The organism is Janthinobacterium sp. JC611, from assembly GCF_018682595.1.
GTDB lineage: Bacteria > Pseudomonadota > Gammaproteobacteria > Burkholderiales > Burkholderiaceae_D > Janthinobacterium.
Genome location: NZ_JAFLJN010000010.1, coordinates 22,654 through 34,961, shown reverse-complemented (window position 1 = coordinate 34,961; position 12,308 = coordinate 22,654). Strand labels below are relative to the sequence as shown.

Genomic DNA, 12,308 nt, shown 5'->3' with positions numbered 1-12,308 from the left:
CGTGCCCCGGCGGTACTGGCGCCGGCGCGGGCATTGGCGTATGATGCGCCTCGAACATTGGGGAGTAGTCGTCCCGCGGTCCTGCCGCGGGAACCTGTATCAACATAATTGGCCCGCAGGCCATGGTGCAGGTGGTTGCAGAACTTGACGAGACCATTGATCCAGGGCGGCCGCATGGGCCGGAGTCGCCCGTGGATCATTGGTTAATTCGTCCGGCCCGCGTACCTCTTGCAATCTCATGGAAGCATTCCTCATCTCCACCGGCATCGTCGGTCTCGCTGAAATCGGCGACAAAACCCAACTCCTGGCCTTTCTGCTGGCCGCCAAATTCCGCAAGCCCGTGCCCATCGTGCTGGCGATTCTCGTCGCCACCGTTGCCAACCACGCGTTCGCCGCCGCCGTCGGCGCCTGGATCACCAGCATGCTGGGCCCCGATGTACTGCGCTGGGTGCTGGGCGTCTCCTTTCTGGCGATGGCCGCCTGGACCCTGATCCCGGACAAGCTCGATGAAGACGAGACGCAGCTGGCCAAATACGGCGTCTTCCTGACCACCCTGATCGCCTTCTTCATGGCGGAAATGGGAGACAAGACGCAGGTGGCGACAGTGGCGCTGGCGGCCCGCTACCACGACATTGTTTCCGTTGTGCTGGGCACCACCTTCGGCATGATGCTGGCCAACGTGCCGGCCGTCTACCTGGGCGACAGGATCGCCAACCGCGTCCCCTTGCGCCTCGTGCACGGCATCGCGGCGCTGGTGTTTGCCGTGCTGGGCGTGGCCACCCTGCTGGGCGCGGGCGCGGCGCTGGGATTTTGAGACAGCACCATATAATTACTCATTTACAATATTCATGCTCATAATTACAATGTCGGCGACATGAATACCGGCGCGCCGATCCCGAACGGCCGGCGCGCTTTCTTGAGGAATGTATGCATTTGAATGGAAAGATGGCGGCACTGTGCCTGGCCGCCTGCGCCAGCCAGTTCCCCGCCGCCATGGCGGCACCCTTGAACCAGCGCCAGACGGCAACGCAGGCCGCACCCGAAGTGCGCACGCGCGACCTGCTGTTGCTGGGCGCCGGCCTGATCCTGCTGGCCGGTCGGCGCCGCCCCGAACACGCTGCGTGGCAAGACCCGGCGCCAGGTTTACACCAGCAATAACACCGCATACTCGCGGCCCTCGTCGCGCAGGGCGATGCTGTCGCCCGCCTGCGCCACGCCATCGACCGACAGGCCCGCAGGCCGTCCCTGCGCCCGCTCCACCGTGATGGCATAGCTGCTGTCGCCGAAGCGGTACTGCAGCTTGAAGCCATCCCATTCGGCCGGCATGCTCGGCGCCACGCGCAGCACGTTCGCTTCGCGCGTCAAGCCGAGCAGGGATTCGACGATCAGGCGGTACAGCCAGCCCGACGATCCCGTGTACCAGCTCCAGCCGCCGCGTCCCACGTGCGGCGCCACGGCATACACGTCGGCCGTCACCACGTATGGTTCCACCTTGTAGCGCGCCACCGCCTGCGCGTCTGCGCCGTGGCGCACGGGATTGATCATGCGCAGCAATTCCCACGCCTTGTCGCCGTCGCCCATGCGCGCAAACGCCATCGCCGTCCAGATGGCCGCATGCGTGTACTGGCCGCCGTTCTCGCGCACGCCCGGCACATAGCCGCGGATGTAGCCGGGATTGAGGTCGGCTTTGTCGAACGGCGGATCGAGCAGCTGGATCATGCCTGAATCGCGGCGCACCAGGCGCGCATCGACCTGGCGCATGGCGCCGGCGACGCGCTCCTTGTTGGCTGCGCCCGACAGCACGCCCCAGCTCTGCGAAATCGAATCGATCTGGCATTCCTCGTTGGTGTGCGAACCCAAGGGCGTGCCGTCGTCGAAGTAGGCGCGCCGGTACCACTCGCCATCCCACGCATGTTCCTCCACGCTGGCCGCCAGCTTCACGGCTTCGTCGCGGCAGAACCGGGCAAACGCCGCGTCGCCGCGCAGCATGGCCACCTCGGCGAAGCGCTGCAGCACTTCGTACAGGAAAAAGGCCAGCCAGACGCTCTCGCCCTTGCCATGTTCGCCCACCTTGTCCATACCGTCGTTCCAGTCGCAGGAACCCATCAGCGGCAAGCCGTGCACGCCCAGGCGCAAGCCATGGCGGATGGCGCGCACGCAGTGTTCGTACAGGTCGGCCGACTCGCCCGAACGCGCGGGCAAGTCATAGTAGGAATCTTCTTCCGGCTTGACGGCGCGTCCCTCGATGAAGGGCGCCACTTCCGACAGCACGTTGACGTCGCCCGTGGCGGTCACATAGCGGCAGGTGGCCAGCGGCAGCCACAGATAATCATCGGAGCAATGCGTGCGCACGCCCCGGTCCGATGGCGGATGCCACCAGTGCTGCACGTCGCCCTCGACGAACTGGTGCGCCGCGCACAGCAGCAAGTGGCCGCGCAGCAGCTGCGGCGCCGTGTGGATCATCGCCATCGCGTCTTGCAGCTGGTCGCGGAAACCGTAGGCGCCGCCCGACTGGTAATAGCCGCTGCGCGCCCACAAGCGGCAGGCGATGGTCTGGTACATCAGCCAGCCATTGGCGATCACGTCGAGCGACGGGTCGGGCGTCTCGATGCGCACGGCGCCCAGGGTGGTTTTCCAGTGCGCGCGTACTTTTTCCAGGGTGGCGCGCGCCGCTTCCTTGCCCGCATGGCGCTGCACCATGGTGCTGGCGTCGGCATTGCGGCGCCCGCCCACGCCAAGCAGGAAGACGATTTCGCGCTCCTGTCCCGGCTGCAGCTCGAACGGCACCTGGATGGCGGCGCACTGGTCCAGCCCCGTGCCGGCCTTGCCGGACAGGCGCACGCGGCGCAAGGCGGCCGGCTGCGCCAGGCTGCCGTTGCGGCCGATGAATTCGTTGCGGTCGCAGGTAATCGAACGGATGCTGGCGTCGGTATTGAAGAAGCCGACCCGGCCAGAAAACTCCGTGTTGTAGTTATTGCGCGCGAACAGCGCGCCGCTGATCGTATCGACCTCGGTCGCCACGTGCATGCCGGACTTGGCGCGCAGGTCGGCCATCACCCATTCCACGTAACCGGTGACGGACAGGCGACGCGGCACGCCGCTATCGTTGCGCACCTTGAAGACGGAGTACTTGACGGCCGCATCGAGCGCCACATAGGTGCACAATTCCGTGGCGATGCCGCCTTCGCTGTGTTCAAACACGCTGTAGCCGAAGCCGTGGCGCGTGACGTAATCGCCGCTGCCGCGCGCGGGCAGGGACGAGGGCGACCAGAACTGGCCGCTCTGTTCGTCGCGCACATAGAACGCTTCGCCGGACAGGTCGGACACGGGGTCGTTCTGCCATGGCGTGAGGCGGAATTCATGCGCATTCTCGCTCCACGTATACGCCTGGCCGGCTTCCGACACCACCGTGCCGAATTGCGCATTGGCCAGCACGTTCGACCAGGGCGCCGGCGTCTGCTTGCCTGCTCCGGCGGTGATCACGTATTCGCTGCCATCGGGGGTGAAGCCGCCCAGGCCATTTTCCAGGATCAGCTCGCGCCTTGGCGCCCGGTGCGGCACGCCGCCATGCTCGCGCGCCGGGTCCTGCAGCAGCGGCGGCATGCGCAGCACGGGGCTGGGCGGACGCTTGACCTGCTCGGCCAGGGTGCCGCGCAGGTCGCTGATGATGGCGCGCGCCACCGATTGCAGCAAGATGCGGTCTTCATTGGCGATCTGCTCGGCCAGGCGCACGAAGATGCCGCCCGGGCGGTCGATCGCCTGCGCATCGATGCCCGAAGCGATCAGGCCCATGATCTGGTCGTGCAGCAGCTGGCGGTAGCCCGACTGCTCTTCGTACCAGATCACCAGATCCACCACCAGGCCTTTCAGGCGCCAGTAGGCATGCGCCTGCACCATCTGGCGCGCCAGCTCGATATTGGCCACGTCGCGTATCTGCAGCAGCACGATGGGCAGGTCGCCGGAAATGGCATACGCCCACAGGCCGGACTGGCCGCGCTGGTTCTTGATCAGGATGCTGGCCTCGGCGCGCAGGGCCGCATTCGGATAGATCACGGCGTTGGCCAGGCGCGCATACAGCTGCGCGTCCGCTTCGCTGGCATTGAGCTGGCGCAGCACCACCTGGCTGTGCGTCCATGCCAGTTCGAACACGCGGTCGGCCAGATGGCGGTCCTGGTATTTGTCGATCAGGTGCAGCGCCGCCTCGCGCTGCTCCACCATGCCGGTCACGCTGTCGACCGTGATGGCTTGATCGGGTTCGAGCGTGATGACGTAGCGGATGGCCACGATCGGGTCGAGCACGGAACCGTGGCCGCCGCTGAGCGGCCCGCTATCCTGCAGCGCCTGCGGCAGCTGCGCCGTGTTGCCGCGGCCGATGAAGCGCGCGCGGTCCGTCTCGAACGAGACGGCATAGTGCTCGATATCGTGCACCGTCACCACGTGCAGCAGCCACGGCATCTGCTCGTCTTTCGAGCGGGGCCGGCGCGTGCACAGGATCGCATTTTCCTGCGCGAGGATTTCCGTCTGCACGAACAGCTTGCTGAAGGCGGGGTGGGCAGCATCGGCCGCCGTCGGCGCCATCACCACTTCGGCAAAACTGGTGATCTCGATGCGCCGCTGGCGGTTCGAATTATTGCTGATGCGCGTGCGGCGGATTTCGATGTCGTCCTCGGGCGAGACGACGATTTCCGTGTACAGGTCGAGGCCATGGTCGGCGCGGCGAAACTCCGCGCGGCCCTCGGAAAAGATCACTTCGTATTTCTTCGGTTCGGCCAACGTCGGCTGGTACATGGTGGACCAGACGGCGCCGTCGTCGAGGTCGCGCAAGTAACAGAAATTGCCCCAGTTATCGCGCGTGCTGTCCTCGCGCCAGCGCGTCACGGACAGGTCTTTCCAGCGGCTGTAGCTGCCGCCTGCATTGCTCACCATGACGTGGTAGCGGCCATTCGACAGCAGCTGCGTTTCCGGCACGGCGCTGTTGGCCTGCGTGAGGATGCGCATCGGCATGGCCTGCTCGGGCGCGCCGCTGCGCAGCACCGCCAGTTCGGCCGTGTTCGAGTAAAACGCGCCTGCCTGCGGCGTGCGTTCCTGCAGCACCAGCAAGGCCGATTGCAGCAGCGGATCGGACTCGAAACGGCGCTGCATGGGACGGTCGTGCAGCAGGTAGCTGAGGGCCAAAAAGCCCATGCCCTGATGGTGCACCATGAAGGAGCGGATGACGGCGCTGCCCTGGCCGCGCGGCAGGCGCGCGGTGGTGAAATCGATGGCTTCAAAAAAACCGTAGCGGCCCATGTAGCCGGCCGCCTGCATGCGCTGCAGGTTCTGGCACGACGCTTCCGGCTGCACCATCAGGCCCATCATGCTGGCATACGGCGCCACCACCAGGTCGTCGGCCAGGCCCCGCTTCAAGCCCAGTCCCGGCACGCCAAAGGCGCGGTACTGGTAATTCAGGCTGGCGTCGACCGTGTTGTAGCCGGATTCGGAAATCCCCCATGGCACGTCGCGCCGGCGGCCATAGTCGATCTGCGCCTCGATGACGGAATGGTAGGTCTGGTCGAGCAGGGTATTCGGGTAGTTCGGCATCACCAAGAGCGGCATCAGGTACTCGAACATCGAGCCGCTCCACGACAGCAGCACGGGCTGGCCGGCCACCATGCACAGCTGGCGGCCCAGGGCGAACCAGTGCTCCTGCGGCAACTGGCCCTGGGCGATGGCGATGAAGCTGGCCAGGCGCACTTCGGAGGCCAGCAAATCGTAATAGCTGGGATCGAGGCGCCGTTCGCTGACGTTGTAGCCGATGGCCAGCAGTTTTGTCGATGGGTTGTACAGGAAGCCGTATTCGACCTGCGCGAAGTCGCGCGCCCGGCCCGCCGCGTGGGCGATGTCGCGCATGTGGCGTCCCGCCTGTTCGCGGCCCTGCGCCAGCAAGGCGGCCAGCTCGGAAGGCAGGCCTTCCGGCGCTTCCAGGTTGGCCAGCTCGCGCAGGGTCGGCACGCGCAGCCACGCCGCATCGACGCCCGCCTGCGCCGCCCATGGCGCCAGTTGCAGCAGCTCGGCCAGCGCCGCGCGGCATTGGCGCGCCAGCGCGCCGGCCCACATGGACAGCTCGCCATCCTCGCCTTGCAGGGTCAGCGACAGCAGCGCATCGGCCGCGCCATTCGCGGTGCTCAGGTAGGCGTGCCATTCGGCCAGGCTGGCGGGCGCGGCCTGCGCCTGCAGCAGGCTCATGTTGTCGCGCATGGCCTTGCCTTCTCCCTCGGCGGCGATGAATTCCTGCAGCACCTGCGCCGTCGTGCGAATGCCCTGCACGATCTGCGTTCCCATGACGGGTGTGTCGTACAGTTCCACCAGGCCTGGCTGCAAGGTCAGCAAGTGGCCGGCCAGGTTGCCGCTGTCGACCGTCGAAATATACATCGGCTGCAGCGCCTTCAGGGTCTGCGTGTCGTACCAGTTGTAAAAATGGCCCTGGAAGCGTTCCAGTTCGCCCATGGTATGTAAAGTGGCCCGGCTACGTTCGATCAACTGTCCCATGGTGAGGTAGCCGAAATCGTAGGCCGTCATATTGGCCAGCAGCGCCAGACCGATATTCGTCGGCGAGGTGCGGTGCGCCACGACCAGATTCGGATGCTCCTGCATGTTATCGGGCGGCAGCCAGTGGTCGTCCGGCCCGACGAAGGTGTCGAAATACGCCCAGGTCTTGCGCGCCACGCCATGCAGGAAACGTCCCTGCTCGGCCGACAGGCGCGCCACGGCGCGCTCGATGGGACGGCTGATCCACCAGGCGATGGCGGGTGCTGCAAGCCACAGCAGCAGCACCACGGCCGCCGCCGGCAAGGCGTCGGGACGCCAATACCCTAAGGCAGCCAAGGTGGCCAGCGCCAGCGCGGGCGAGCACCACATGGCGCGCCAGCTGTCGGCCTGCGAACCGGAAGAGCTGTGCAGGTTCGAGGCGCGCCAATCGAGCAGATGCTTGTGCGACACGCCCAGGCGCCACAGGGTGCGCGCGATGGCGTCCAGGCTGACCCATGCTTCATAGGGCAGGAAGACGAGGGTCAGCATCGCATGTGAAAACTGCACGCCGCAGCGCCGCTCGAAGGCGGCCAGGTGCTGGCGCCACAGGGTGTCGCGCGGCTTGCGCAACAGATCGTACAGGGCCGAGAAAACGGGCGGCAGGAAGATGATGGCCAGCACGGCTGCGCTCCAGAAGGCCACGTGCGGCAGGAAGCCCCACACCAGCAGCAGGGACAAGGTGGTGGCCGGCGCCACGACGCTGCGGCGCAGGTTGTCGAACAGCTTCCAGCGCGACAGCATCGACAAGGGATTGCGTTCGCGCTTGCCGGCACGGCCCGGCACGCTGCCCAGCAGCCAGCCGATCAGTTGCCAGTCGCCGCGGGTCCAGCGCTGGCGGCGGCTCACGTCGGCGTCGTAGCGGGCCGGATATTCTTCATACAGCTGCGAGTCGCTGAGCAGGCCGGCGCGCAGGTAGCAGCCTTCGAGCAGATCGTGGCTGAGGATTTTATTATCGGGCAGGCGCTGGCCCAGCACGCGCTCGAACATGTCGAGGTCATAGATACCCTTGCCAATGAACGAGCCCTCATAGAACACGTCCTGGTACAGGTCCGACACGGTGCGCGTGTACGGGTCGATACCGGGCTCGCCGCCGCACAGCAGCTCGTAGCGCGAGGCATTCGCGCTGGGCAGCGCCACGGCCACGCGCGGCTGCAAGATGCCGTAGCCGGCCACCACGCGCGTGCCAGCCGCGTCGAGCACGGGACGGTTCAGGGGGTGCATCATGGTGGCGATGAATGCGCGCGCCGCGTCGCGCGGCAGCTGCGTGTCGGTGTCGAGCGTGATCACATATTTGATGGTGCGCAGGCCGCGCAACTCGCCTTCGACCAGCGAGAATTTGTCGCGCGCGCCGCCGCGCAGAAAGGCATGCAGGTCGGACAGTTTGCCGCGCTTGCGTTCCTGCCCCATCCACGCATTCTGCTGCGAATTCCACAGGCGCGGACGGTGCAGCAGCAGGAACGGCCCCGCATGCCCCAGCTCTTCGGAGTCGGCCGGCTCGCCATTGTCATGAAAGCCGACGCCCTCGACGCGGTATTTCTCGTTCAAGCCGCGAATGGTCTCCCGCGCCCGGCGCAGCAAGGCGTCGTCGCCGGGCATCGTTTGCGCCTGCGCGTCGACGAAGTCCGTCAGCAGGCAGAAACGCAGATTCGGATCGCGGTTGGCGAGATAACGCACTTCCAGCGCCTCGCACAGCGCAGCCACGTTTTCCTCGCTGTAGATCAGGGTCGGCACCACCACGATGCCGCGCGCGTCCGACGGAATGCCGGTCTGGTAATCCATGCGCGGCAGCGGATGCGGCGACGTCATCAAGGTCGCCAGCCAGTTCACCACCGCCACGGCCAGCTGGCTGCTGCCCAGCAGCGCCAGCGCGCCCAGCGCCGCCAGGGGCCAGCCCTGCACGCCGTGGCGCACGGCGCGCTCAAGCAGCAATGCGCTCGTGGCCAGCGTCAAAAACGACACTGCTCCCAGGTAAACGGCCAGCGGCGCGGCGCGCGCGGTGTGCTGCAGCGCCTCGATGAGGGGCAGCTTCGCGCCGGCCTGCTTTTCCAGCACCAGCACGCCGCGCCCCACCAGGTAAAAGCCGATGTGGCCGCGGCGCGCATCGTTGCCGTTGCCGTGCGTGCGCGCCAGTTGCACCACCATTTCGGCCACTTCCACTTCGCTGCGTGCGCTGCGCCTGGCGATGCGCTCGATGGCGTGGCGGTAGCTGTCGCGCGTGGCGAAATCCATCAAGCCATAGGTGCCGGCCGGGTCCAGACGCAGGGTCTGCTCGACCACGCTCATGGTCTCGACGAATTCCTGCCAGTCCATGGTGCCGAGAAAACGCAGGCTGCCGATACTGTTGGCGATCGACACCTGGTCGGCTGCCTGCTGCCCGATCTCCGATTGAATCTGCTGCTCGATGGTGAGGCCCGATTCGGCCAGCTTGTGCGTCAGCCACGACAGCGCCAGGGCGAGCGACGGGCTTTGCCCCTGCAGGCGGCGCGACAGTTCGGCCACGAAGGCGCTGGTGATGGGCGGGTTCGAGCGCGCCATGTCGGCCACCAGCAGGATCAGGCCGCTGGGATTGCGCTCGGCGATCTCCGTCATCTGGTCGGCCCAGGTATTGGCCAGGTCGCGCTGCATGCGGTCGTCGGCCACGCGCGCGGCGACGCGGCGCAGATTTTCGATCAGGGCCAGGCGCAGCATGATGGGCACGGCCCACAGCTCGCCCAGCGTGAGCGTGGCAACATCCTGGTAGGCCTCGACGAAATGGCACAGGTTTTCCAGGTCGACGCGGCCGTCGCCATGCGAGATGATTTCCAGCGCGATCTTGTACACGCGCGGGCAGCCCGCATCAAAACCTGACGTCAGGCGCGGCAATTCCTTGCTGTAGTTTTTCGGCAGGTGGCGCCGCGTGGTGCGGATCTGTTCTTCGATCAGGTAAAAATTGTCGAGCAGCCACTCCGAGGCGGGCGTGACCTGACGCCCGCTCTTCACGGTGGCCGTCAGTTCGTTGACGGTGGCCGTGATCAGGGCCGCATTGTCGGCCAGGCGCGCCAGCAGGCGGTCGCGGCCATGATGCCGCCCTACCGCATGACCGGCGGCCACGTGTTTGCCATGGGCGGCCATCTGCATGGCGCTGAATAATTCGGATCGCAGGGGCAAGGCATCGTCGCGCGCGGCGTCGAAGGTGTCCGGTGCAAAGGTATGGTCGCGGAAGATTTCCTTGGCTTTGGAAAGCCGTTCCTTGATCTGCTGCGTGACAACTGCTGTGTACTCTTTCAACTTGGGCCTCGCTAGGTGCGCGCAGGCAACCAGCGGCCACCGTCACGCTGGCCCAGTCAGGAGGAACACGATCGGACACTGGCGAAGACGAAAAGCGAAGCGCCGGAGCGTTGCGATGAATCTCAGGGTGCAGGGAGATTTTCTGAACTTCATCGTAGGTGCGCCCTGTACGCAAGACCGTGCGCTAGCGTACATACACCATGTTTTAGGGACGTTTCGGCAAAGAAATCAGCGCCTTGAATGGCGGAAAAATGCCGACAGGAAATGAACGGAGGAACTACGCTACAGGCACCGTGCCGATGATGGCACGGTGCAATATTTCAAGGAGGAAACTCAGGCCTTCAGGCTGCGATGGCCAGCGCGTGGCGCGTCGCATCCGCCATCGCCATACCGCCGTTGAGTTGCCATGCCGCAGCATGGCCGAGGCGGCGCAGGCAGGCGGCGGCGCGCGCGCTGCGGTTGCCGCTGCGGCAGAAAAAGACCAGCGGGCGCTGCGGCTCCTGCAGCCATGCGGCCACCTGTCCCGCCAGACGGCTCAGCGGTACGCTGCGCACTTCGCAACCTTCGAATACCGCGCCGGCGCAAGCCGCATGTTCATACGCCTCGCGCACGTCGACGAGGATGGCGTCGGGATGCTGGCGCAGGAAGGCGGGCAGAGCGGCCGCGTCGAGCTGCAGTTCGCTGGCGCGAGCCGCGCCGTCGCGTGCGGCGCGCACGGTGCCGCAGATGCTGCCGTCGTCACCTGCGGCGCACAGCACGGTGTCTGGCGTCACCAGCCCCGCCTCCAGCAAGGGCGTCAGCGCCTCGGGCGCCAGGCTGCCGATGAAGGCGAAGCGCTGCCCCAGCAGATACACATGGCTGGCGCCGCACTCGACGCGTCGCAGGCGCTGCTGGCCCAGCGCCAGCTCACCGTCGATATCGACGCGGCCCACCTGTTCGATGGCGAGCTCCTGCAGCAAGGCCAGGCGCGCCACGCCATGGTCGGCCGGCGGCGCCGTGTGCACGATGGCGCGCAGGGCCAGGTGCTGGCAGCGGATGAAGGCGGCCAGGCGCGGCACGAGCGCGGCGACAGGATCGATGACGACGCAACTGGCGCTGGCGGCGTCGCTGAGCAGCCAGGTGCACTGGCCGTCGACGCTCAGCTGGATTATGCCGTCCTGCGGCGATGGCGCCAGCGCCGACGGCAGCAGGCAGCTGCTGCGCAGCGCTGCGCCGCAGCGCTCGATGCGCGCGCAGGCGGCGGCAATGGTCGCCGCGTCGATCAGGGGGCCGAACGACAGACGGATGGCCGAACTGGCGCGCCATTGCGGCACGTACATCGCCTCGAGCACATAGCTGGGCAGCGCCTTGGCGGCGGAACAGGCGCTGCCCGAGCTGACGCGCACGCGCGCCGCGTCGAACAGGTCGAGCAATTCCTTCGACGACAGGCCCGGCACGGAAAAATTGAGCGTCGTCGGCATGGACAAGTCGAACGGCATATTGAACACGATGCCGGGGAAAGCGCGTTCCAGGCTGGCCACCAGCTGCTCGCGGAAAGCGGCCAGGTCGGCGTGGCTGCGGAAGGTCTTGCCATCGTCCAGCGCGGCCAGCACGGCGCCCAGGGCGGCGATGCCGGCCATGTTTTCCGTGCCCGAGCGCAGGCCCGCCTCCTGGCCGCCGCCCATCATCAGCGGCGTAAACGGCGCGCCGGCGCGCACATACAGCATGCCGATGCCCTTGGGCGCATACAGCTTGTGGCCGGAAAACGGCGCGTAATCGATGCGCGTGGCGGCCAGGTTCAGCTTCAGCTTGCCCAGCGCCTGCACGCAATCGACCATCCAGTAGGCATCGGCACCGCGTTCCTGCAGCAGTTGCGCGATGGCCGACAAGTCGCTGACGACGCCCGTTTCATTATTCGCCGCCATCGTGCACAGCATGGCCGCGTCGCCGATCAGCGCATCGAGCGCCTGCAGATCATGGCGTCCCTGCGCATCGACCGGCAGCTTGCGCACTTCCAGGTTCAAGCCCAACAGCCGGTTCCAGTGCGCCAGGCTTTCCGGCACGGCCTTGTGCTCGGTCGCGCCATACAGCAGCAGGCTGCCGATGCGCTGGCCCGCATCGCGCCGCTGGCGCAGCGCGCACAGGGCCGACAGCACGGCCGTCTGGATGCCTTCGGTGGCGCCGCTATTGAACATCAATCGGCCGTCGCCCACGCCCAGCAGACGGCTGGCGCGCTGGCGCACGCCATCCATCATGGCCTTGGCCTGCAATCCCGTGGCGTGAGTGCTGCTGGGATTGCCATAGCCCTGCTCCATCGCTTGCCGGGCGGCGGCAACGGCGGCGGGCAGCACGCAGGTGGTGGCATTGCTGTCGAGGTAGATTTCTTTCATGATGGCGGTCTGGGCATTCTATAAAAAGGGCGCAGCTAAAAAAGGGGCAGCGCAGGCGGCTGGAACATATGGATAGTCTAGCGGCCTGGTCCCGTGAAGATATGC

General features: G+C 66.4%; 4 protein-coding genes and 1 riboswitch. Of the genes, 2 read left to right on the top strand and 2 right to left on the bottom strand.

Going from position 1 to position 12,308, the window contains the following annotated elements; genetic code table 11:
- The first annotated feature begins 47 nt into the window (after positions 1-47).
- Positions 48-217, top strand: a riboswitch (yybP-ykoY riboswitch).
- Positions 218-238: 21 nt separating this feature from the next.
- Together J0O65_RS08905 and J0O65_RS08900 are read left to right on the top strand one after the other, a co-directional pair.
- The gene (locus J0O65_RS08905) at positions 239-814 is read left to right on the top strand and encodes a TMEM165/GDT1 family protein (protein ID WP_215406048.1); all 576 of its coding nucleotides are present in this window, start codon (positions 239-241) and stop codon (positions 812-814) included.
- 113 nt (positions 815-927) lie between these two features.
- Positions 928-1,158 carry a hypothetical protein gene (locus J0O65_RS08900; RefSeq protein ID WP_215406046.1) on the top strand — a complete coding sequence of 77 codons (231 nt, stop codon included), beginning with the start codon at positions 928-930 and terminating at the stop codon, positions 1,156-1,158.
- Here the strand turns inward: J0O65_RS08900 and J0O65_RS08895 are convergent.
- Positions 1,144-9,771, bottom strand: a complete 8,628-nt coding sequence (locus J0O65_RS08895; RefSeq protein ID WP_215406079.1) for a GH36-type glycosyl hydrolase domain-containing protein — start codon at positions 9,769-9,771, stop codon at positions 1,144-1,146. The two genes, J0O65_RS08900 and J0O65_RS08895, sit on opposite strands and share 15 nt — an antisense overlap.
- Before the next feature lie 404 nt (positions 9,772-10,175).
- Positions 10,176-12,203 carry an aminotransferase class V-fold PLP-dependent enzyme gene (locus J0O65_RS08890; protein WP_215406044.1) on the bottom strand — a complete coding sequence of 676 codons (2,028 nt, stop codon included), beginning with the start codon at positions 12,201-12,203 and terminating at the stop codon, positions 10,176-10,178.
- Positions 12,204-12,308: the final 105 nt, after the last annotated feature.

Bases quoted from the DNA above. Each gene is read 5' to 3' on its own strand.
- J0O65_RS08905 (WP_215406048.1), top strand. From the start codon at position 239: ATGGAAGCATTCCTCATCTCCACCGGCATCGTCGGTCTCGCTGAAATC.
- J0O65_RS08900 (WP_215406046.1), top strand. From the start codon at position 928: ATGCATTTGAATGGAAAGATGGCGGCACTGTGCCTGGCCGCCTGCGCC.
- J0O65_RS08890 (WP_215406044.1), bottom strand. From the start codon at position 12,203: ATGAAAGAAATCTACCTCGACAGCAATGCCACCACCTGCGTGCTGCCC.